Genomic DNA, 22,107 nt, shown 5'->3' with positions numbered 1-22,107 from the left:
GGGAGAAGGGAAGGTGCCATCTGGCCCTACACCTGACCGTTATAAACGGGTAGCTTGCTCCCATGAACCAGCACGCCAACCTCCGCATCGGCCATTCGGCCTGTCCGCATGATTGCCCGTCGACCTGTGCTCTCGAGGTCGAACTGCTCGACGGCAGCCGCATCGGCCGGGTCCATGGCGCCAAGGCCAACAGCTACACGTCGGGCGTCGTCTGCGCCAAGGTCGCCCGCTATGCCGACCGCGTCCATCATCCCGATCGTCTGCTGAAGCCGCTGGTGCGCAAGGGCGCCAAGGGCGAGGGCGTCTGGCAGGAATCTAGCTGGGAGGCCGCTCTCGATCTCGTCGCCGAGAAATTCGACGCGGCCGAAGCGAAGTACGGCTCGGAGACGGTCTGGCCCTATTACTATGCCGGCACGATGGGGCTGGTGCAGCGCGACGGCATCGAGAGGTTGCGCCACGCGAAAAAATACTCGGGCTTCTTCGGCTCGATCTGCACCAATCTCGCCTGGACCGGCTGGATGATGGGGGCAGGCGCGCTGCGCGGACCGGACCCGCGCGAGATGGCGAAATCCGACTGCGTGGTGATCTGGGGCACCAACGCCGTGGTCACGCAGGTCAATGTGATGACCCACGCCATCAAGGCGCGCAAGGAACGCGGCGCGAAGATCGTGGTCATCGACGTCTATGAGAATGCGACGATGAAGCAGGCCGACATCGGTCTGGTCCTGAAGCCCGGCACCGACGGCGCGCTCGCTTGTGCGGTCATGCATGTCCTGTTTCGCGAGGGCCTGGCCGACCGCGCCTATCTGCAGAAATACACGGACGATCCGACGGGCCTGGAGGCGCATCTCGTTACCCGCACGCCGGAATGGGCGGCTGATATTACTGGTTTGACGGTCGCCGAGATCGAGACCTTCGCGCGCCTCGTCGGCGCGACGAAAAAGACCTATTTTCGCCTAGGCTACGGCTTTGCCCGCCAGCGCAACGGCGCCGTCAACATGCATGCCGCGGCATGCATCGCCGCCGTCACCGGCGCCTGGCAGTATGAGGGCGGCGGCGCCTTCCATTCCAATTCCGGCATCTTCAAACTCAACCAGGAGGTGCTTGAGGGCACGCGCATGCGCGATCCCTCGATCCGCTATCTCGACCATTCGCGCATCGGCCCGGTGCTGACCGGCGCCAGTGACGCGCTTTATGGCGGGCCCCCGGTGACGGCGATGCTGATCCAGAACACCAATCCGGTGAATGTCGCGCCCGAGCAGCGGCTGGTGAAGCAGGGCTTCCTGCGAGATGATTTGTTCACCTGCGTGCACGAGCAGTTCATGACCGACACGGCCAAGCTGGCCGACGTCGTGCTGCCGGCGACGATGTTCGTCGAGCATGACGACATCTACAAGGGCGGCGGCAACCAGCACATCACGCTCGGCCCCAAGCTGATCGAACCGCCGGAAGGGCCGCGCACCAACCATTTCGTCATCGAGCAGCTGGCCGGGCGCCTTGGTGTCGCCGACAGGCCGGGCTTCGGGCTGACCGAGCAGCAGCATATCGACATCATCCTTGGCAAGCGCGGGTTGGGCAGCTTCGCCAGCTTGGAAGAGCAGAAGTGGATTGATCTGCAGCCGGATTTCGACACGGCGCATTTCATCCGGGGCTTTGGCCATGCGGATGGGAAATTCCGTTTTCGCGCCGACTGGACCGGCCAGGCGGCTCCGAACCGGCCGCCGAAGAGCATGGGTCTGTTCGGCCCGGTGGCGCGATTGCCCGAATTTCCTGATCATGTTGACCTGATCGAGGCGGCTGACGAAGCCCATCCGTTCCGGCTGACGACCTCGCCGGCGCGCAACTTCCTCAACTCGACCTTTTCCGAAACACCGGTGTCGAAGGCCAAGGAGGTCCGCCCGGAACTCCTGCTGCATCCCGAGGACGCGGCGGCTCTAGGGCTGGCCGAGGGCGACCGTGTCGAGATCGGCAACATGCGCGGCGAGGTGGTGCTGCACGCCAGACTGTTCGGCGGCATCAAGCGCGGCGTCGTGATCGCCGAAGGTATCTGGCCGAACAGCGCGCATGAGCGCGGCGAGGGCATCAATGTACTGACCGGCGCCGACGCCCCCGCACCCTATGGCGGCGCTGCCTTTCACGACAACAAGGTCTGGCTGCGCCGGGCGCAAGAGCTGAGTGCATAGCGGCCGCGATTATCGATTGCGCCTGATGTCAATTCGTCCGTCGCAATGGGAGAGTGTCGATGGCTGGCGCGATTTCGCTTCTGGGAATACCGCATGACGAGAATTCATCCTATCTCCAGGGTGCGGCCAAGGCGCCACCTCTCATCACGCGCGAACTCACCAGCGATGCTTACTCCTCATGGAGCGAGACCGGCTTCGACCTGACCGGCCGCTTCGTCGATCATGGCGACATCGACTTCACCCAACCGGGCGATCCCTGGCAGCGCATCGAAAGCGAAGTCGGTCGCGCCCTGGACGCAGGCCACCCGCTGATCAGCCTTGGCGGCGACCATGCGATCTCCTGGCCGGTGCTGCGCGCGGTGCGCCGTCGCCACCCGAGCCTGACGATCGTGCATATCGATGCCCACCCCGACATCTATCATGCCTACGGTGACAATCCGCGTTCGCACACCTCGCCCTTCGCGCGCATCATGGAGGAACGGCTAGCCGACCGGCTGATCCAGATCGGCCTGCGCGCCGTGAACGACCATCACCGCGATCAGTTCAAGCGCTTTGGCGTCGAGGTCGAGGAGGCCGCGCATTTCGGCGAAAGCCTGACGCTTGATCTCAAGACCCCGGTTTATATCTCGATGGATCTCGACGGGCTCGATCCAGCCTTTGCGCCCGGCGTCTCCCACCGCGAGCCCGGCGGCCTGTCGACGCGGCAGGTCATCAACCTGATTCAAAGCATCAACCAGCCGATCGTTGCCGCTGATATCGTTGAATACAATCCGAGCCAGGACCTCTCCAACATGACGGCGCTTGTCGCCGCCAAACTGACGAAGGAGATCGCCGGCATGATGCTCAGGACATCGCCCGCGGTGGATTGAGGGCGCGGCTTGGGATCACACCGGCAGTGTTTCGGCCACTTTTTTCCTGTTTTGCCGCTGGCGGATGTCATCGGCGACCGCCTGGGCTTCGATGCCGATTTCGCGCAACAGCCCGGTGACCGCGTTGTGAAAGCCGACCAGATAGAGGCCGAGATCCGAAGCTTGGACATTGACGCCGCTGGGGCCGGGCTCCACGCCGGGTTCGAGGAACCTGGCATAGCCTGGCCGGTAGCCGGTGGCGAAGAGGATGGCGTCGAATTCGCCGTGCTTGCCGTCCGCAAAACGGGCGCCCCGTTCCGAGATTTCGGCGATGTCGGGCGCCACCTTGATCGCACCTTCCCGGATCTTGCCGATGGTGCCGACATCGATCACCGGAATGCGCGACGCAAGGGCGATCTGCTGCAGCAGTCCCTGCTTCGGCCGTCTGAGCCCAAACTTCTCCAGCCTCCCCAGCACCAGATCGAGGATGACGGGGAACAGCGCGTCGTTGATGCGCTGCGGCCCGAGCCGCGTCGCCATGCCGACCATCTGGATCGGCACGCCGAACAGTTCGCGCGGGACGATGTGAACGCCGCCGCGCACCGAGATCGTCGGTCGGGCGCCGCCTTCCACCAGGTCGAGCGCAATCTCCGCGCCGGTATTGCCCATGCCGACGACCAGCACCGATTGGCCGGCAAAAGGCGCGGCGTTGCGATAGTCGGCGCTGTGCAGCGTCTTGCCCTTGAAGGCGTCGATGCCGGCAAATCTGGGCAGCAAGGGTTCGGCATTGTAGCCGGACGCGATCACCACATGCGAAGCGCGTAAGGCGCCGGAGGTCGATTCCACCCGCCAACCGCGGCCCTCCCTGGCGACCGCCCGCACCGTTTCGCCGAAGCGGGGCTCCAGGGCGAAGCGTTTTGCATAGGCGTCGAGATACTCGACCACGAGGTGGCGCGGCACATAGCGCGGATAATCCCTTGGGAAGGGAACGAAGGGCAGCGAGGAGCAACGCTTGGTCGTATGCAGATGCACACGGTCATAGTGACGCCGCCAGGCTGGCGCGGCCTGCTGCTCCTTTTCAAGCATGACGAAGTCCTGCCCGGCCTGGCGAAGACATGCGGCAACCGCCAGGCCCGCCGGCCCGGCACCGATGATCGCGACTTTCGTGGTTTCGCCCATGCGCGCCTCCCCCTCCAATTGGCGATCCAGAATGTCAGAAACGTGGCAAGGGTGCACCGGCTCATCCAGGCAGGGGCACCGTCAACCCGACCTTGACGCGGTCCATGGCGACGAAGGTGCGGAACTTCCGCACATTGTTGCTGCCGAAGAATAGTTTTCGCGTCAGCGCCTCGTAGGCGCCCATGTCGGCCACGGTGATGACGAGGATAAAGTCGGCCTCGCCGGTGACATAATAGCATTGCTGTACTTGCGGCTCCGCCGAGAATTGCCGCTTGGCCTCGTCGATCAGTTCGGTGCGTTCGCTCTCGAGCTCCACCTCGACGAAGATAGTGATCGGCTGGCCGACGGCCGCCGGCTCGACAATGGCGACATTGCCGGTAATGACGCCGGTCTGCTCCATGCGCTTGATGCGGCGCTGCACGGCTGGCGCCGACAGGTTCACCGCCTCGCCGATCAGCCGTTGCGGCGTCGTGTTGTCCCGCTGCAGGATGGCGAGGATGGCGAGATCGAAACTGTCGAGTGAGGCTGGCGACTGAGACATTGCTCTCCTGACGAAACAAACTTGCATTTCGAGAGCCATATTACGGCGCTTTTTGCGCATGGTTTGCAATATCTTGTCTTGGATGACCCAAAGAGAGACCGCCAATGTTCCTGCCCAATCGCCATGCCTTGCACCGCCAGCCGCTGGACGAGGCCGATGCCGAAACCCTCGGCATCGCCGGGGCGGACACTGTCGAGCGTTTCCTTGCCCGCCGTGACAATCACTTGGCGACGCCGCTGCACGCCCTGCCGGCGTTGGCTGGCGAACTCGGTCTCGGCACCTTGCATGTCAAGGATGAGGGCTTTCGCCTCGGCCTAGGCAGCTTCAAGGCGCTGGGCGGCGCCTATGCGGTCTTCCGCCTGGTCCTGGAGGAGGCAAGCAAGCGGCTCGGCCGCTCCGTCGATGTCGGCGATCTCGATCGGCCCGAAGTTCGGTCGGTCGCGGCGACCATGACGGTTGCTTGTGCTACCGACGGCAATCATGGCCGCTCCGTCGCGCAAGGCGCCGAGCTTGTCGGCGCAAAGGCAGCGATCTTTGTCCATGCCGGCGTCAGCGACGGGCGCGTCGCGGCCATCGCCCGCTATGGGGCGGAGATGATCCGCGTCGACGGCAATTACGACGATTCGGTCAGGCAGGCGGCGCGCGTCGCCGCGGAGAAGGGCTGGACGGTGGTTTCCGATACGTCATGGCCGGGCTACGAACGCATTCCGGGCCTCGTCATGCAGGGCTACACCGCGATCGTGCGTGAGGCGCTGGGCCAGATATCCGAACCGCCGACCCATGTCTTCGTGCAGGCCGGCGTCGGCGGCATCGCGGCGGCGGTCGCCGGCCATCTCGCCATCGTGCTTGGCGAAGCCAGGCCGGTTTTCACGGTGGTGGAACCCGCCCGTGCCGCCTGCGTTTTCGGCGCCGCCAAGGCCGGGCACCCGGTCAAGATTGCGCATGGCGGGGCGACAGTCATGGCGATGCTCGAATGCTACGAGGCCTCGCCGGTCGCCTGGCGCGTGCTGGCACGCGTCGCCGATGCCTTCATGACCGTCGACGAGGACGAAGCCATCGCCGTGATGCGGCGGCTGGCACGCCCGGCCGGCAACGATCCGGCCATCGTTGCCGGTGAAAGCGGCGGGGTCGGCCTTGCCGGGCTGATCCGGGCGATGGCCGATCATAAGGCCGAGCTTGGCCTCGACGCCACTTCGCGCGTGCTGGTCGTCAACACCGAAGGCGCGACAGATCCCCGCCGCTATGCCGAACTCGTCGGCACGAGTCCGGCAGATGTGCTTGCCGGCAAGGTGCTTTCTGGAGCGACGCCATGACCTTGATCGATGCAATGACCTCAATCGACGCACAAAGGCTGCTTGGCCGCATCCGCGAGCTCGGCGGCATCGGTCGTGATGGCGAGGGCAGATTGGTGCGGCTGGCCGCCTCCGACGCCGACAGGCTGGGTCGCGACCGCTTCGTCGGCTGGCTGCGCCAGGCCGGTCTCGAAATCGCCATCGATCGCATGGGAAATATCTTCGGCGTCTGGCAGGTGCCGGAGAATGCCGGCCATGCGCCGATCCTAGTCGGCTCGCATATCGACACCGTCATCGATGCCGGCATTTATGACGGCTGCTACGGCGTGCTCGCCGGGCTGGAGGTGATCGAGACGTTGAAGGCGTCGGCTCTTGTCCCGTCGCGACCGCTCGCGGTCGCCGCCTTCACCAACGAGGAAGGGGTTCGCTATTCCCCCGACATGATGGGTTCACTGGTCCATGCCGGCGGTGTCGGGATCGACGAGGCGCTGGCGGCCGTCGGCACCGACGGCAGCGTGCTGGGAAAGGAACTGGCCCGCATCGGCTATGCCGGCGACGAGGAGCCGGGCTTCCTCAAGCCGCACGTCTATCTCGAATTGCATATCGAGCAGGGCCCGGTTCTGGAACGCGAAGGCGTGCCGATCGGTGCTGTGGAAAACCTGCAAGGCATCTCCTGGCAGCGCATCACCATAGACGGCGTCGCCAACCACGCCGGCACCACGCCGATGTCGATGCGCAATGACGCCGGGCATGCGGCCGCGCGTGTCGTCACGTTCCTGCACGACCGCGCCAAAGCTTCGAACACGCCGACCGTTGCAACGGTCGGCACGATGCGTTTCGAGCCAGACGCCATCAATGTCATTCCCTCGCGCGCCGTCTTCACCGTCGATCTGCGCGACCCTTTCGAGCATCGCCTGCAAGCCGAGGAAGCCTCACTCGCCGCGTTTCTTGAGGACCTCGCGGCCGATGATGGCGTCACGATCTCGGTCGAGCGGCTGGCCCGCTTCGAGCCGGTGATCTTCGATATCAGCATTGTCGAATTGATCGAAGCTGCCGCGAAGAAGCGCGGGTATGCATCCAAGCGCATGACCTCAGGCGCCGGCCACGATGCGCAGATGATGGCGCGCCTCGCGCCCGCGGCGATGATTTTCGTGCCGAGCGCCGGCGGCATCAGCCACAATCCGCGCGAACATACCGCCGATGCCGAGCTTGTCGCCGGCGCCAACATCCTGCTTGATATCGTCGCCCAGCTTGCGGATCAGGAGGTATCAGGCGATGGCTGAAATCGATCGTGATGTGCTGAAGCTGGAGATGACCGAATGGCGGCATGATCTGCACGCGCACCCTGAATTCGGCTTCGAGGAGGAGCGCACCGCGGCCTTCGTCGCCGCCAAGCTGCGCGAATTCGGCCTGGACGATGTCGCCGAGGGTGTCGGCGGCACCGGCGTCGTCGGGACTTTGAAGCGCGGCAGCGGCAACCGCGCGATCGCGCTGCGGGCCGACATGGATGCTCTGCGCATATCAGAGCAATCAACCGCGCCATACCGCTCCGGCAATCCCGGAATCATGCATGCCTGCGGCCATGACGGCCACACGGCGATGCTGCTCGGTGCGGCCAAGCTCATGGCCGGGGAGGGCGGTTTCGACGGCACCGTGCGCTTCATCTTCCAGCCGGCGGAGGAATGGGGAAAAGGCGCGTTGGCGATGCTCGACGATGGCCTGATGCAGCGCTTTCCCTTCGACGAGATCTTTGGCCTGCACAACATGCCGGGCTTGCCGGTCGGACATTTCGAGACCCGCGCCGGCCCGGTCATGTCGGCCGAAGACGTCTTCGAGATCGTGCTCAGGGGATTGGGCGGTCACGCTGCGCGGCCGCATTCGGGTCAGGAAACGCTGGTCGCCGCCTGTGCGCTGGTTACCAACCTGCAGACCATCGTCTCGCGCCGGCTGAGCCCGGCCGACATCTCCGTGGTTTCGGTGACCGAACTGATCACCGATGGCACCCGCAACGCACTGCCGGGCATCGCCCGCATCCTTGGCGACGCGCGCAGCTTCCGCCCCGAGGTGAGCGCCAAGATCGAATGCCAGATGCGCATCATCGCCGAAGGCATCGCTACCGCTTACAACGTTGCCGCCGAGGTCAACTACACCAGGGAATTCGTGCCTTTGCGCAACGATGCCGAACTGGTCGACGCGGCCTTTGCCGCCGCCGGGACTGTTTTCGAACGCGGCAATATCGCGGTCGCCCGCGAGCCGATGACGGCGTCGGAGGATTTCGCCCGCTTCCTCGACCACGTGCCGGGCTGCTTCGTCTTCCTCGGCAACGGCGAGGCCTCGGCACCGCTTCACAATTCCAGTTACGACTTCAACGACGACGGGCTGTTGTTCGGCGCCAGTTTCCATGCCGCCATCGCCAGGCAGCGGCTTGGGACTTGAACCCCCGGGGGGGTTTTCGCGGCATTTAGCGGGGGAAAACGCCGGGGAAAGGCCGAAATCCTTGATCTGGCATGACGCTACGGCAAGACTCAGCTAGCCTCGCTCACGCGGCGGACCTGATATCCGCCTGGCCGGCGCTATCAGATTACCTCCCAAGCGGCGCCGGCCTTCTCTCCTGCATGCTAAATTAGATTTCGTTAAAGTTAGAACGCTCGCGCTCGGCGGAAGTTAGGGTTTTACTGTCATGGCTGTGGCACGCTTTTGGATGCTGCGGGTTCATAGATGCGCGGGCGGAGCTGGATAAAGGCGGTGCGTCAGGACGAAGCGCGGCGGGTGCGCGCCCGCATCGCTCAACTCGAACAAGACTTGACCGCTGCCTCGGCGCAGACACGACAGCTGCGCCAGGACGCAGGCCACGAGCTGCGCAATGCCAAGTTCCGCCTCGAGCGTCTCGAGGAATGCATTGCGGCAATGCGTTGAAGGTCCCGCAGTCGTTTTTGCGCAAGCCCCGTTCACTGGCTGGCAATGCCATTGTTCACCATAGGAATGGCGAGATCTTGATCGGCCCCAGTCGCCTTTGTCGGCGGCAATTTGTTGTCGCAGGCCGAGAAAGCCAAAGTCACCAGCGCGAGGATCAGTCCCAGCTTTTTCATGGCTACTTCCTCCACCCGCAGAACGAGGCGGTGTCGGTTTGGTTGCACGATTGCGCCGAGGGAACAAAATCCCCTGCCTCAGGTTGACCCAGCGAAGGAGGACCGCCGCATGATCCGTTTGCTTCTGGTTGGCACGCTGGCCTTTGTCACTTACCGTCTCGCCCGCAAGATGATCGACGAGGTTCCCGACAGTGTCGATCCGCTTTTGCTGCCAGCGCCCGCAAACGACCGCGAGGCGCTGCGCCGGCAGTCGGCGTCGATGGGCGTTGACCCGAAACGCTGATTGCTCCTGCTGTATTGGCGGAGCTGCTTCTCTGTTGCGAACAAAGCGGAAACGATGCTTGATGGGCGATGAACCTCGCCGCCCATGATTCGACGTTTTTGGAACGGACCGTCCAGCCGGCTTATCTCGCCCGGCTGAACGACGCCCAACGCCAGGCGGTCGAACATGGCGACGGCAAGATTGCAGGCCCGTTGCTGGTTATCGCCGGCGCCGGCTCCGGCAAGACCAACACGCTGGCGCACCGCGTCGCCCACTTGATCGTCAAGGGAGCCGACCCGCGCCGCATCCTGCTGATGACGTTTTCGCGGCGCGCCGCATCCGAAATGGCGAGACGTGTCGAGCGCATCGCCGGCGAAGTGCTCGGCCGCGACGCCGCAGTGATCACGGACGCACTGACCTGGGCCGGCACTTTTCATGGTATCGGCGCGCGGCTGCTGCGGGACTATGCGCTGGAGATCGGCCTCGATCCGGCCTTCACCATCCATGATCGCGAGGATTCCGCCGATCTGATGAATCTCGTGCGCCACGAACTCGGTTTCTCCAGGACGGAAGCGCGCTTTCCGACCAAAGGCACCTGCCTTGCCATCTATTCGCGCGCCGTCAACGCGCAGGCGCCGCTGGGTGAGGTCCTGGGGTCCGCCTTCCCCTGGTGCGCCGGCTGGGCCGAGCAGCTCAAGCAATTGTTTGCCGGTTACGTGGAGGCCAAGCAGGCGCAGAATGTGCTCGATTACGACGATTTGCTGCTCTACTGGGCGCAGATGACCGCCGAGCCTGAAATCGCCACGCATCTGGGCGGACGGTTCGACCATGTGCTGGTCGACGAATACCAGGACACCAACCGGCTGCAGGCCTCGATCCTGATGGCACTCAAGCCCGACGGCGCCGGGCTGACGGTCGTCGGTGACGACGCGCAGTCGATCTATTCGTTCCGGGCCGCCGAAGTGCGCAACATCCTCGACTTCCCTAGACAGTTCGCGCGGACCGCCGATGTGGTGATGCTGGAGCGCAATTATCGCTCGACCGAGACCATTCTGGCGGCCGCCAACGCGGTTATCGGCGAAGCCTCGGAGCGCTTCACCAAGAACCTGTGGTCGGAACGCAAATCCGCCGACAAACCGAGACTTGTGACCGTGCGCGACGAGGTCGAGCAAGCGAACTTCGTCTGCGACACCATCCTTGCCGAGCGCGAGGCCGGTACCGCGCTGAAGTCGCAGGCGGTGCTGTTTCGCGCCTCGCACCACAGCGGGCCGCTGGAGATCGAGCTGACGCGGCGCAACATCCCTTTCGTCAAGTTCGGTGGCCTGAAATTCCTCGATGCCGCGCATGTCAAGGACGTGCTGGCGGTACTGCGCTTTGCCGAAAATCCGCGCGATCGTGTCGCCGGCTTTCGCGTGCTGCAGCTTCTTCCCGGCATTGGCCCTTCCGCGGCCGCGCAGGTCGTCGAGGCCATGACGTCGGCGCTGGACGAGGCGATGGGACTGGCCGGCTGGCGTCCGCCGCAGCGCGCCGCCGACGACTGGCCCGGCTTCGTCTCGCTCTATTCCGGCTTGCGCGCCGGCGCCAAATGGCCGGCCGATCTCGAACAGGTCAGGCTGTGGTACGAACCGCATCTGGAGCGCATCCACGAGGATGCGATCACGCGCCGCGCCGACCTGCTGCAACTCGAGCAAATCGGCTTGGGCTATGCTTCGCGCGAACGCTTCCTGACCGAGCTGACGCTCGATCCGCCGGACGCAACCAGCGGCCAGGCCGGCCCTCCGCACCGCGACGAGGACTATTTGATCTTGTCGACCATCCACTCGGCCAAGGGCCAGGAGTGGAAGAACGTCTTCGTGCTGAACACGGTCGACGGCTGCATTCCGGCCGATCTCGGTGTCGGCACCAAGGAAGATATCGAGGAGGAGCGACGGCTGCTCTACGTGGCGATGACACGGGCCAAGGACAATCTCAACCTCGTCATGCCCCAGCGCTTCTTTCCGCATGGCCAGGCGGCACGCGGCGACCGCCATGTCTACGCCTCGCGCACCCGTTTCATTCCGGCCTCCATCCTCGCCGCGTTCCAGCAGCTTTCGTGGCCGGCCGCGCAAGCGGCGCAAGGCAGGGCGCCTCGGCCGGAGGTGCGCGTCGACATCGGCGCGCGCATGCGCGGCATGTGGAAATAGCAGGAAGCCGATGCCGCAGCCGCCGATCAGGATCGCCATATCAGGCGCTCTCGGCCGCATGGGTCGCCAGATGGCGGATGCGGTGCGGGCCGATGCGCGTCTGGCGCTCGCCGGCTGCTTTCACCGTCCGGGCAGTGTCGGCGACGGGCTGGTGAGCCGCGACGAGGCGCTCGCCACAGCCGACGTGGTGGTCGACTTCACCACGCCGGCGGCCTCCGTGGAACTGGCCAGATTGTGTGCCGGGAGGGGCGGGCCAGCCCTGGTGATTGGCTCGACGGGCTTCGAGGCCGCCGAGATGGCCACCATCGCCCATGCCGCGAAAACCATTGCCATCGTGCGCTCCGGCAGCTTCTCGCTCGGGCTCAACATGCTGGTCGGATTGGTCGAACAGGCAGCGCGGGCGCTCGACCCCGATGACTGGGATGCGGAGATTTTCGAGGCGCATCATCGCCACAAGATCGACGCGCCTTCGGGCACGGCGCTGATGCTGGGGCAGGCTGTTGCCGGCGGACGCGAAATCGGGCTGGAGACGGTTGCGAGGCGCGTCCGCGATGGCGTCACCGGCGCGCGGCCGGCGGGCGAGATAGGCTTCGCGGTGGCGCGGGGCGGCGCCATCATTGGTGAGCACAGCGTCAGCTTCTGCACGGAAGGCGAGACCGTCACCTTGGCGCATTCGGCTGGTGACCGCATCATGTTTGCACGCGGCGCCATCGCCGCGGCATTGTGGGTGGCGGGCCGCGCTCCCGGCGAATACGACATGCGCGACGTATTGGGTTTTGGCGCATCGTAACCAGCAAATCCTGGCTGTTTTCATTCCCCGGTTGCTAAAGTGGCTGAAAGCCAGCTGAAAGCTTGGGCATGCAATTGATTCATTGCGGCGTTCGCCGCGTGACCGGTGCGGGAGTGGCCGGCAGGAGGAATGCGGCGCAGCCTGGATGGCGCGCCGCCCAGGTGGAGGAAGTTACATGACCGGTTTGATCTCGAAGTGCATCTTGCGTTCGGCGGCGCTGACGCTCGCCATTGTCGGCACGGGCGCGACCGCGGCGAGCGCCGCGGACAAGATCACCATCATTGTCGGCGGCATGGAAAAGCAGATTTACCTGCCGGCCGTGCTCACCCAGCAGCTCGGCTACTTCAAGGATGAGGGGCTCGACGTCGAACTGATCAACTCGCGAGCCGGCGTCGAGGCCGAGAATGAATTGCTGGCCGGCGCCGTGCAGGGCGTTGTCGGCTTTTATGACCACACTGTCGACCTACAGTCAAAGGGCAAATACATCGAGTCGATCGTCCAGTTCAGCCAGGCCCCTGGCGAGGTCGAACTGGTCTCCGCCAAGCACCCGGAGATCAAGTCGCCGGCCGACTTCAAGGGCGCCACGCTGGGCGTCACCGGGCTTGGGTCGTCGACCGATTTCCTGACCCAATATCTTGCCGTCCGCAGCGGCCTGAAGCCGGGTGATTACACGCTGCTGCCGGTAGGCGCCGGCAACACCTTCATCGCCGCCGTCAAGCAGGACCAAATTCAGGCCGGCATGACCACGGAGCCGACCATCGCGAAATTGCTCAAGACCGGCGAGGCCAGTGTCCTGGTCGACATGCGCACGCCCGAAAAGACCAAGGAAGCGCTGGGCGGCGACTATCCTGCGGCATCCTTCTACGTCCAGTCTTCCTGGGTCGAAGGCCACAAGGACGAAGCACAGAAGCTCGCCAATGCCTTCGTCAAGACGATGAAGTTCATCGCCGGCCATTCGGCCGAGGAGATCGCCGACAAGATGCCGAAGGACTATTACGCCGGCAACAAGGATCTCTATATCCAGGGGCTCGCCGGCGGCAAGGCGATGTTCACGCCCGACGGACGCATGCCGGCCGATGGCCCCGAGACGGTGCTGAAAGTTCTGTCGACCTTCTCCAAGAGCCTGCAGGGCAAGCAGATCGACCTGTCGAAAACCTTCACGACGGAATTCGTCGACGCCGCCAAGTAGGCAGGCAGGCGAGGCGGGTTACCCGGTTCGCTCTTGAGGAACAACAAGTTGCGCCGCTGGCCTGAATCGATTTGGCAGCGGCGCGCCTACCGATGTCGAGAGATGGCGACCACAAGTTTTGGCCGCAGGCATTCTCGCATCATCGCCACAGGAGTATGCCATGCAAGTGCAAACGATGGCGGCTGAGAAGTTGTCTCAGGCCGCGCCGCCGGCCGATGCCGCGATCGCCATCGATGATGTGACGCTACGCTTCGTCACGCCCGACGGCCATATGATGACGGCGATCCGCGACTTCACCATGACGGTGGCGCGTGGCGAATTCGCCTGCGTCGTCGGGCCGACCGGCTGCGGCAAGTCGACGACGCTCAACCTCGTCACCGGCCTGCTGCGGCCGACCACAGGTCATGTCCGCGTCATGGGCAAACCGGTCACCGATATCAGCCGCGACATCGGTTTCGTCTTCCAGGCCGATGCGCTTTTTCCCTGGCGAAGCGTCATCGACAATGTCGCCGCCGGTCCGCTTTATCGCGGGATCCCCAAGGCGCAGGCCTATGATCGGGCCCGCGACTGGATCGCCCGCGTCGGCCTCGGCCGCTTCGAAAAACATTATCCGCACCAGCTTTCGGGCGGCATGCGCAAGCGCGTCGCCCTTGCCCAGACCTTCATCAACCAGCCGAAGATTCTGCTTATGGACGAGCCGTTCAGTGCGCTCGACATGCAGACGCGCACGGCCATGCAGGACGAATTGCTCGGCCTGTGGTCGGAACAGAAATCCTCCGTCGTCTTCGTCACCCACGATCTGGAGGAGGCGGTGGCGCTGGCCGACAAGGTCTATGTGCTCACCGCCGGGCCGGGAACGGTCAAGAGCGTCTACCGCATCGACCTGCCGCGTCCGCGTGTCATGGCCGACATCCGTTACGACCCGAAATTCGTCGAGATCGCCAAGGTGATCTGGAACGACCTGCGCGAAGAAGTGCAGCTCGGCCAGAGCCGCACCTTGCAGAGCGGGCATTGAGAGGAGACACCAACATGACCGCTATCTCTCCCACCGCTTCCCATGCCGCCGTCCGCGATGCCTCCATTGCCGTTGCCGAGGCCCGGGCGAGGGCCCGGCTGCGCCGCCGCCATGCTTTGGTCATCGGCCTGCGCCTTGCTATCCTCGTTGCGTTCCTTGGCCTGTGGGAACTCGGCGCCGACTATAACATCATCGACCCGTTCTTCTTCGCCAGCCCCTCGGGCATCTGGGAACAGATCTGGTCCTGGATCACCGAGGGCACCTCGCAGGGACCGCTCTGGCTGCAGATCTATGTGACGCTGGAGGAAACCTTCCTCGGCTTCGCCATCGGCGCACTGGGCGGCATCGCCGCCGGCATCATTCTCGGCCGCAACCGGCTGCTGGCCGATGTCTTTTCGATCTACATCAAGATCGCCAATTCCGTGCCGCGCGTCGTGCTCGGCTCTGTCTTCATCATCGCGCTCGGCCTCGGCATGGCCTCGAAAGTGGCGCTCGCCGTGGTGATGGTGTTCTTCGTCGTTTTCGCCAACGCCTTCCAGGGGGTTCGCGAGGCCGACAGGGCGATGATCGCCAACGCCCAGATCCTCGGTGCCTCGCCGTTCCAGATCACCCGCACCGTCATTATCCCGTCGGCGATGAGCTGGATCCTGGCCAGCCTGCATGTCAGCTTCGGCTTTGCCTTGGTCGGCGCCGTGGTCGGCGAATTCCTCGGCGCCAAGCAAGGCATGGGCCTGCTGATCTCGACCGCGCAGGGCGCCTTCAACGCCAATGGCGTCTTCGCCGCCATGATCATCCTGGCGGTTATGGCGCTGGTGGTGGAATTCATCATCACCCGCTTCGAGAACTATGTCGTCAAGTGGCGGCCGGCGCCGTTCAACGAGCAGGGCACCTGATTTTGTTCCGAGGACAGTACGAGCCCGCGCTTGGTGCGGGTCGGTTCAGGCCAGGGGCAACCTGACCTCGACCACCAGACCGCCGGCCGCGCCATCCCCGAGGGTGACGCGGCCGCCGGCATTCTCGACAACCTCGCGCACGATGGCGAGGCCCAGGCCGCTGCCTTCCTCGGTCGAACCGGCGATGCGATAAAAGCGCTCGAACACGTGATCCCGCTCTTCGGCCGGGATGCCGGGTCCGTCATCGGCTACCGTCAACACGGCTTCGCTATCGATGGCGGCCAGCTTCACCGTCACGCTGGCGCCTGCCGTCGAGTAACGCAGCGCGTTGTCGACAAGATTGACGATCATCTCGCGCAGCATGGTGCCGTCGCCAATGACTGCAACCGGCCCTGTTTCCTCCAGCCCGAGATCGATCTTGCGGGCGATCGCCGCGGGCGCCTGCGTTTCCAGTACATGGCGGGCGGCTTCTGTCAGGTCGATGCGATCGGCGCGTGGCCGCCGGCTGCCAGGCTCGGCACGCGACAGGGTGAGCAATTGTTCGGCCAGCCGCGCCAGCTTGCCGGAGCTGGCCTGCAGCGCCACCAGCGCTTCCTGGCGCGCATCGGTGGCGGTTTCGCGTAGCGCATAGCTTGCCTGCGTCGATAGCAGCGCCAGCGGCGTGCGCAATTGATGTGCGGCATTGGCGATGAAACGGCGCTGCGCTCCCATCTGCGCGCGCACCCGTTCCATGTAGGCGTTGAGCGCCTCTATCAGAGGCCGGATTTCGCTCTGCGCGCCCGGCACGTCAACCGGATCGAGGTCGCTTCGGCTTGGCGAACGCACCGCGTCGCGCAGGCTCATCAATGGCGCCAGGCCGCGGCGCAGGCCAAGCAGCACGAAGACGCCGGCGATCGCCACCAGCGCCAGTTGCTGGACGAAGGCGCTGAACCACAGCCGCTTCACCATCGCATCATGCCCGGAGAGCGTTATGCCCACGGTGACCGTTATGGGGGAATCGCCGCCGGCGCCGATCACCGCGTGGCTGAGCGTCAAGAGCCGCAACATATGGTCGCGATAGCTCGCCTCGGCGCTCGCATGCCGCGGCGCTTGCGGCAAATCGGGGTAACCGGTCAGCAACCGTCCTCCGGCGGTCTCGACGCGATAGTAGACGCTGTCGCGATCGCCGGTATCGAACATCTCGATCGCCGCCGGCGGGATGGTGGCATCGAGTACGCCATCGGCCATGGCGACCTGCTCGGCGATGGCACGGGCCGAGCCGACCAGCATGCGGTCGGTGACCAGATCGGCGGTCGCCAGAGCGTTGCGCTGGCTGGTCCACAGATTGATGGTCGCAAGCCCGGCCAGGGGGAGCACGACCCAGGCCAGCAATTGCAGACGCAGGCTGTTAGTCTTCATAGCGCCAAATCATCATGGCGCCAGATCCTCATGGCGCAAGAGATAGCCGAGGCCACGCAAAGTGGTGATCTGGACCCGCGACCCCTCGAGCTTCTTGCGCACACGGTGCACATAGATCTCGATGGCGCTTGGATCGGCGTCGGTCTCGAAATCGTAGATCGCCGCCGACAGGGCGGCCTTGCTTACCGTACGTCCCGCCTTGATCATCAATTGTTCAAGCACTGCATGTTCGCGCGGTGTCAGGGCCAGTGTTTCACCGCCGAGCGAAAACAGCCTGGTGTTGGTGTCGAAGATGAGGTCGCCGCAGGCAACGACCGGTGCCGTCCGGTCATTGGCGCGGCGCAGTTGCACGCGGATGCGCGCTTCGAGCTCCTCTACCTGGAAGGGCTTCGCCAGATAGTCGTCGGCGCCTTCGTTGAGGCCTTTGACCCGGCCATCGAGGCTGGCATTGGCAGTCAGTACGATCACCGGCACCCGGTTGCCGCGGGCTCGCAGCATGCGCAGCACTTCCAGTCCGCCCATGCGGGGCAACGCAAGGTCGAGAATGACAAGCGCGTGGTCGCCGGCGGCAAGCGCGTGCTCGACATCCTCGCCGTCATGGACGATGTCGACGACATAATTCGCCTGGCGCAAGGTCTTGCCTAGCCAGTCCGCCAGTTCGCGATTGTCCTCCACAAGCAGCAATCGCATGTCTATTGCCGTTCCAGCATCCACTTCGGTCTCAACGGCCACCAAGGCTCGATCGACGATCCATTCGGCAATCGGACCCGGATGATCGATAGTATCGATCGCAACGCAAGGCAAATGCGGCTTGGCTGCGGCCGGCGATGGTTTTTCGCGGGCTAGATGCCTCGTTTGAAACATAAATCGAACCGAACGGTTCGGTTCTGGTTGACGGATTGTATCGTAAACAGTGAACAATAGGCGTGAGTCGGTTGGTGTTTGCGTCTGCGGGAGAAACGCTAATCTCCTGAAAATGTTTGAGAATTCAGGCTGAAAATGCTGCAATGCAATATGCATTGTCCATAATATGATGAAATACTGCAAAACCGACGCGACTGGTAATTCCAAAAGGCCTTCCCCATTTGGAGGTGGTCCGAGCGACGCGAAATCCTCCCAAGGGGCACGCCACTAGACGGACAGAACAAAGAAATTCTGGAGTAAATAAAATGACCAAGATCGCTCTTACCGCCGCCGCCATCCTCGTTGCCACGGGCACTGCTTTTGCCGGCAGCGACAATTATGGCTCGGCCAACGCCAACCAGCCTGCCGCCACTGTCGACCATTCGGTCACTGCTTCGACCTCGAAGTCGACGGCCGCGTCGGTCCAGGCTCCGCAGGGCGCTGACCGCAACCTCTTCGGCCGCTAATCGCGACTGCCAATCCATCCAACTTTGAATTCAGGAGTACTTGAAATGACCAAGATCGCACTCACCGCCGCTGCCATCCTCGTTGCCACTGGCACCGCTTTTGCCGGCAGCGACAACTACGGTTCCGACAACGCCAACCAGCCGGTTGCCAGCCAGTCGACCTCCAACGTCGACACCTTCCACACCGGTTCGATCCTGAAGGCGGACAAGGCGCAGGCCGATGCCAATGCCAACGTTCCGGCTCAGTCGGGCCAGGGCATCTGGGGCCGCTAATCCCTTCTAGCATCGCGTGACTACAAAGAGCGGTGGGCCTGGCCCGCCGCTCTTGTTTTGTGACAAATGGAATCAGGCGAGCCAGTCGGGTTCAGTCGTGCCGGATAGCCGTCGAACAAGTGCCGGCCAGCGCGCCGGTCACGGATCGAACCAATCGGTTCAATTAATGTTGACGCGCCGTGAGCGCCCGGCGAACGCCGCCTCGGCGAAACAAAGCGTAATGCTCCGTGAGTTGCGCAACAAGCGACTGATAATGTTGATGAAAACACTTCTGCCGAAATCCGGGATCCAGCCTTGAGGTGCGAAATCGGGCCGTGAAGGAACATCTTCGTGATTGGAAGCCGACGAACGAAAAACCCACGTTCAGCTGGTCCGAGCGACGCGAAATTCCTCCCAAAGGCACGCCACTTGACGGACAGACCAGACCTATCGGAGTAGAGAAATGAACAGGATCGCACTTACCGCCGCTGCCATTCTCGTTGCCACGGGCAGCGCCTTCGCCGGCAGCGACAATTATGGCTCTGACAATGTCAATCAGCCGGCGGTCACCGCGCCCGCGGGTAAAATCGACCACAGCTATACGGCTTCGATCCGCAAGCCGGTCGAACACCGCGGTTTCAAGCTGACGCCCGATTCCAATCAGCCTGATCCCGGCCAGGGCAACTGGGGCAACTGATCCACGCCGGCCTCGCCTGGCTTGACGACAAAGAGCGGTGGGTCTGGCCCGCCGCTCTTGTTTTGAATGAGGTCAGACCGAAGGCCGCCGATCTTCTCAGTCGGCAAAACATCTCACGTCCAGGAAATAAAACCAGGCTGCTTCTGGTCTTCTCCTCAGCGGAACCGTCCTCCCAAGACGCCGCCCAACGGATGAACAGGAGATTGAAATGAACAGACTTGCTCTCGCTACCGCCGCTATCCTTGTCGCAGCCGGGGGTGCATTCGCCGGCAGCGACCACTATGGCTCCGACAATGCCAACCAGCCGGTCGCCCCGGTCGCCGGCGTGGATCACGCCGCCACGGGCGCCGTCAACGACACGGATATGATCAAACACAAGACCGCCGACACCAAGATGAAGCCAGCCACCGACTGGCCCGAGCCCGGCCAGGGCATCTGGGGTAACTGATGTCGCGGCTGCGGCGGGTCTGATCTGCCGCACCCGCGGACATTAGACTTTTAGCTCAGATCCTTCGGCCGCAGGCAATGTGTCAGCCTGGCGGCCGACACCCCGGACCAATCGTCTTCAAGGACGAAGCGCGCGAGGGCTGCTGTCGGAAACTTTTCCTCGAGCCTCTTGCGCGCCTTCGCCTCCGATCCCGGTCCGGCAAGCTGTTTTGCCAGCTCCTCAAGGCCCGGATTGTGGCCGAGAACCAGCAGGCAGCTGGTCGAAGGGTCCGCTTTGCGTAGCTGACCCAGAATATCCGCCGCTGCGGCATCGTAGAGCGCCTCGGCAAACGCGACCCGGGGATGCACTGGCAGTTCCGCCGCCACCAGCCGCCAGGTATCGCGGGTGCGCAGCGCCGGCGACACCAGCGCCTGATCCGGCAGCCAGTTGCGCGCTCCAAGCTCGCGGCCGATCAGCCGGGCCGCCTTCAACCCACGTTCCGCCAGCGGTCGGTCGAAATCGTCGAGGTCAGGGTCGTCCCAACTCGATTTGGCGTGACGCAGCAGGAGCAGCTGTTTCATCGCTGCGCTCTCGCTCAGGGCGTGATCCGCGCCAGGTGCTCGAGGTCGGCTTCCTCGCGCAGCGGATCGGGCGCCATCACCACCGAGGTGCCGTTGTCGGCATCGTCGGCGAAGTGGGCAAGAACCGTATGCCCGGCCTCCATGCGTGCCTTGCCTTCGGCGACCAGTCCAAGCGCCAGCGGGTAGAGCCGGTGCTCTGCCTTGAGCACGCGCGCGGCCAGCGTATCGGCATTGTCGCCGACCATCACCGGCACGGCCGCTTGCGCGATGATCGGGCCATCATCCATCTCGGACGTGACGAAATGCACCGTGCAGCCATGGATGCGGATGCCGGCGGCCAACGCGCGCGCATGGGTGTCGAGCCCCTTGAAGGCCGGCAGCAGGGCAGGGTGGATGTTGATCATGCGGCCCTGCCATTTCTGGACAAAGCCGGGGGTCAGGAGGCGCATATAGCCGGCCAGCGCCACGATGTCGGCGTTGAAGGCCGCAAGTGCCGCGTCGATGGCCGCGTCATGCGCCTGCTTGCTGCCATGGTCGGCGCGGGAAATGACCTGGGTGGCGATGCCGCGTGCCCTGGCGATGCCGAGGCCGGCGGCGTCCGCCTTGTCGGAAATGACGCCGGCAATCTCGGCCGGGAAGGCCGGATCGCTGGCCGCCGCGATCAGCGCGGTCATGTTGGAGCCGCGCCCCGAAATCAGGACAACGGTGCGTTTTCTCTGCGTGCTCATAGGCCGATCGAGCCCCGATAGATGACGCCGGCGTCGCGACGCGGCACGATGCGGCCGATCGGCGTCACCGTCTCGCCGGCTTCCTGCAGCACGGCCGCGACCTGCGCCGCCTGACCGGAAGCGACAGCCAAAATCATGCCGATGCCGCAATTGAAAGTTCGCATCATCTCCTCCGGCGCCACGCCGCCTGTCTTGGCCAGCCAGGAAAACACCGGCGGCACGTCGATGGCATTGAGGTCAAGTTCGGCGGAAAAGTCCTTGGGCAGCACGCGCGGAATGTTTTCCGGAAAACCGCCGCCGGTGATGTGCGCCAGCGCCTTGATGCCATGCGTGTTGCGGATCGCCTTGAGGATCGACTTGACGTAGATGCGGGTGGGTTCGAGCAGTGCCTCGGCAAGCGTCGCCTCGTCGTTGAACGGTGCTGGATCGTTCCACGCCAGACCGCTGGCGGCGACGATGCGGCGCACCAGCGAGAAACCATTCGAATGCAGGCCAGAAGAGGCCAGCCCGAGCAGCACGTCGCCCTCGACGATGTCGTCGGTGGGCAGGAGCTGGCCGCGTTCGGCCGCACCCACGGCAAAGCCAGCAAGGTCATAGTCCTTGCCGTGATACATGCCCGGCATTTCCGCCGTCTCGCCGCCGATCAGCGCGCAGCCGGCCTGACGGCAGCCCTGTGCGATGCCGCCGACGATCGCGGCACCCTGATCGGGATCGAGTTTGCCGGTGGCGAAATAGTCGAGGAAGAACAGCGGTTCGGCGCCCTGCACGACGATGTCGTTGACGCACATGGCGACAAGGTCGATGCCGATCGTGTCGTGTTTTCCCGCCTCGATGGCGATCTTGAGCTTGGTGCCGACGCCGTCATTGGCTGCTACCAGCACCGGATCGGTGAAACCGGCCGCTTTCAGATCGAACAGGCCGCCGAAGCCGCCGATCTCGCCATCGGCGCCCGGCCTGCGCGTCGCGCGCACCAGCGGCTTGATCTTCTCGACCATGAGGTTGCCGGCATCGATATCGACGCCCGCCTGCGCATAGGTGAGCCCGTTTCCGCGCTTGGCCGTTTTGTTCTGGCCCGTTTTATGCTGGCCGGTTTCGCGCTTGCTCATCGCAATGTTCCTGCTCGTTTGCGGGCTCTTCGCATGAACGGTTTCGGTCCGCAAGGATAACGGCCGAACCGGGCTTCGTTTGGC

Annotated in this window: 24 protein-coding genes; 16 read left to right on the top strand and 8 right to left on the bottom strand. The window is 64.1% G+C overall.

Annotation, left to right across the window (positions count from 1 at the left end):
- Positions 1–62 precede the first annotated feature (62 nt).
- Both FJ950_RS14080 and FJ950_RS14075 read left to right on the top strand, forming a co-directional pair.
- Entirely contained in the window at positions 63–2,183 is a 2,121-nt protein-coding gene (locus FJ950_RS14080) for a molybdopterin oxidoreductase family protein (protein ID WP_140617192.1), read from the top strand.
- Positions 2,184–2,242: 59 nt separating this feature from the next.
- Positions 2,243–3,052, top strand: coding sequence for an agmatinase family protein (locus FJ950_RS14075; RefSeq protein WP_140617191.1), 810 nt, complete (start codon positions 2,243–2,245; stop codon positions 3,050–3,052).
- A gap of 15 nt (positions 3,053–3,067) precedes the next feature.
- On the opposite strand, the gene FJ950_RS14070 is transcribed toward FJ950_RS14075, so the two are convergent.
- The gene (locus FJ950_RS14070; RefSeq protein WP_140617190.1) at positions 3,068–4,210 is read right to left on the bottom strand and encodes an NAD(P)/FAD-dependent oxidoreductase; all 1,143 of its coding nucleotides are present in this window, start codon (positions 4,208–4,210) and stop codon (positions 3,068–3,070) included.
- A gap of 61 nt (positions 4,211–4,271) precedes the next feature.
- A complete protein-coding gene (locus FJ950_RS14065; protein WP_140617189.1) occupies positions 4,272–4,751 on the bottom strand; it encodes an Lrp/AsnC family transcriptional regulator in 480 nt (159 codons plus the stop codon).
- 104 nt (positions 4,752–4,855) lie between these two features.
- Between FJ950_RS14065 and FJ950_RS14060 the strand changes: the two genes are divergently transcribed.
- The 4 genes from FJ950_RS14060 to FJ950_RS14045 all read left to right on the top strand — a co-directional run bounded on the left by FJ950_RS14060 (position 4,856) and on the right by FJ950_RS14045 (position 8,959).
- Positions 4,856–6,064, top strand: coding sequence for a diaminopropionate ammonia-lyase (locus FJ950_RS14060; RefSeq protein ID WP_140617188.1), 1,209 nt, complete (start codon positions 4,856–4,858; stop codon positions 6,062–6,064).
- A 14-nt stretch (positions 6,065–6,078) separates the two neighbouring features.
- The gene (locus FJ950_RS14055; RefSeq protein WP_140617266.1) at positions 6,079–7,326 is read left to right on the top strand and encodes a Zn-dependent hydrolase; all 1,248 of its coding nucleotides are present in this window, start codon (positions 6,079–6,081) and stop codon (positions 7,324–7,326) included.
- Positions 7,319–8,479 (top strand): M20 aminoacylase family protein, encoded by a 1,161-nt coding sequence (locus FJ950_RS14050; protein WP_015318452.1) that lies wholly within the window; start codon positions 7,319–7,321, stop codon positions 8,477–8,479. Before FJ950_RS14055 ends, FJ950_RS14050 begins: the two co-directional genes overlap by 8 nt.
- Before the next feature lie 309 nt (positions 8,480–8,788).
- Positions 8,789–8,959, top strand: a complete 171-nt coding sequence (locus FJ950_RS14045; RefSeq protein ID WP_246681313.1) for a hypothetical protein — start codon at positions 8,789–8,791, stop codon at positions 8,957–8,959.
- A gap of 32 nt (positions 8,960–8,991) precedes the next feature.
- On the opposite strand, the gene FJ950_RS14040 is transcribed toward FJ950_RS14045, so the two are convergent.
- Positions 8,992–9,132: a hypothetical protein gene (locus tag FJ950_RS14040; RefSeq protein WP_181171219.1), complete on the bottom strand. Its 141-nt coding sequence runs from the start codon at positions 9,130–9,132 to the stop codon at positions 8,992–8,994.
- A 109-nt stretch (positions 9,133–9,241) separates the two neighbouring features.
- Between FJ950_RS14040 and FJ950_RS29510 the strand changes: the two genes are divergently transcribed.
- The 6 genes from FJ950_RS29510 (at position 9,242) to FJ950_RS14015 (ending at position 15,464) form a co-directional block, all read left to right on the top strand.
- Positions 9,242–9,415, top strand: coding sequence for a hypothetical protein (locus FJ950_RS29510; RefSeq protein ID WP_015318449.1), 174 nt, complete (start codon positions 9,242–9,244; stop codon positions 9,413–9,415).
- A gap of 68 nt (positions 9,416–9,483) precedes the next feature.
- A complete protein-coding gene (locus FJ950_RS14035; RefSeq protein ID WP_140617185.1) occupies positions 9,484–11,577 on the top strand; it encodes an ATP-dependent helicase in 2,094 nt (697 codons plus the stop codon).
- 10 nt (positions 11,578–11,587) lie between these two features.
- Positions 11,588–12,367 carry a 4-hydroxy-tetrahydrodipicolinate reductase gene (gene dapB / locus FJ950_RS14030; protein ID WP_140617184.1) on the top strand — a complete coding sequence of 260 codons (780 nt, stop codon included), beginning with the start codon at positions 11,588–11,590 and terminating at the stop codon, positions 12,365–12,367.
- A 175-nt stretch (positions 12,368–12,542) separates the two neighbouring features.
- Complete coding sequence (locus tag FJ950_RS14025; RefSeq protein WP_140617183.1) at positions 12,543–13,556, top strand: ABC transporter substrate-binding protein; 1,014 nt, start codon at positions 12,543–12,545, stop codon at positions 13,554–13,556.
- A gap of 160 nt (positions 13,557–13,716) precedes the next feature.
- Positions 13,717–14,571: an ABC transporter ATP-binding protein gene (locus FJ950_RS14020; protein ID WP_015318445.1), complete on the top strand. Its 855-nt coding sequence runs from the start codon at positions 13,717–13,719 to the stop codon at positions 14,569–14,571.
- 14 nt (positions 14,572–14,585) lie between these two features.
- Positions 14,586–15,464, top strand: coding sequence for an ABC transporter permease (locus FJ950_RS14015; RefSeq protein ID WP_015318444.1), 879 nt, complete (start codon positions 14,586–14,588; stop codon positions 15,462–15,464).
- Between the two features lie 45 nt (positions 15,465–15,509).
- Here FJ950_RS14015 and FJ950_RS14010 read toward each other — a convergent pair whose 3' ends face one another.
- Positions 15,510–16,862: a sensor histidine kinase gene (locus FJ950_RS14010; protein ID WP_140617182.1), complete on the bottom strand. Its 1,353-nt coding sequence runs from the start codon at positions 16,860–16,862 to the stop codon at positions 15,510–15,512.
- Between the two features lie 12 nt (positions 16,863–16,874).
- Entirely contained in the window at positions 16,875–17,552 is a 678-nt protein-coding gene (locus FJ950_RS14005; RefSeq protein ID WP_140617181.1) for a response regulator, read from the bottom strand.
- 479 nt (positions 17,553–18,031) lie between these two features.
- Here FJ950_RS14005 and FJ950_RS14000 point away from each other — a divergent pair, with 479 nt between their 5' ends.
- The 4 genes from FJ950_RS14000 (at position 18,032) to FJ950_RS13985 (ending at position 19,629) form a co-directional block, all read left to right on the top strand.
- Positions 18,032–18,232: a DUF680 domain-containing protein gene (locus FJ950_RS14000; RefSeq protein WP_015318441.1), complete on the top strand. Its 201-nt coding sequence runs from the start codon at positions 18,032–18,034 to the stop codon at positions 18,230–18,232.
- 45 nt (positions 18,233–18,277) lie between these two features.
- A complete protein-coding gene (locus tag FJ950_RS13995) occupies positions 18,278–18,505 on the top strand; it encodes a DUF680 domain-containing protein (RefSeq protein ID WP_015318440.1) in 228 nt (75 codons plus the stop codon).
- Between the two features lie 442 nt (positions 18,506–18,947).
- A complete protein-coding gene (locus FJ950_RS13990) occupies positions 18,948–19,181 on the top strand; it encodes a DUF680 domain-containing protein (protein ID WP_140617180.1) in 234 nt (77 codons plus the stop codon).
- A gap of 208 nt (positions 19,182–19,389) precedes the next feature.
- Positions 19,390–19,629 (top strand): DUF680 domain-containing protein, encoded by a 240-nt coding sequence (locus FJ950_RS13985; RefSeq protein WP_015318438.1) that lies wholly within the window; start codon positions 19,390–19,392, stop codon positions 19,627–19,629.
- 50 nt (positions 19,630–19,679) lie between these two features.
- Here FJ950_RS13985 and FJ950_RS13980 read toward each other — a convergent pair whose 3' ends face one another.
- The 3 genes from FJ950_RS13980 to purM are packed head-to-tail and all read right to left on the bottom strand — an operon-like array spanning position 19,680 to position 22,023.
- Positions 19,680–20,189 (bottom strand): histidine phosphatase family protein, encoded by a 510-nt coding sequence (locus FJ950_RS13980; RefSeq protein ID WP_015318437.1) that lies wholly within the window; start codon positions 20,187–20,189, stop codon positions 19,680–19,682.
- Positions 20,190–20,203: 14 nt separating this feature from the next.
- Entirely contained in the window at positions 20,204–20,917 is a 714-nt protein-coding gene (gene purN, locus FJ950_RS13975; protein WP_140617179.1) for a phosphoribosylglycinamide formyltransferase, read from the bottom strand.
- A complete protein-coding gene (gene purM / locus FJ950_RS13970; RefSeq protein ID WP_140617178.1) occupies positions 20,914–22,023 on the bottom strand; it encodes a phosphoribosylformylglycinamidine cyclo-ligase in 1,110 nt (369 codons plus the stop codon). Before purM ends, purN begins: the two co-directional genes overlap by 4 nt.
- Positions 22,024–22,107 lie beyond the last annotated feature (84 nt).

Source organism: Mesorhizobium sp. B2-3-14, from assembly GCF_006442175.1.
GTDB lineage: Bacteria > Pseudomonadota > Alphaproteobacteria > Rhizobiales > Rhizobiaceae > Mesorhizobium > Mesorhizobium australicum.
This window is presented reverse-complemented; position numbering and strand designations above follow the sequence as displayed.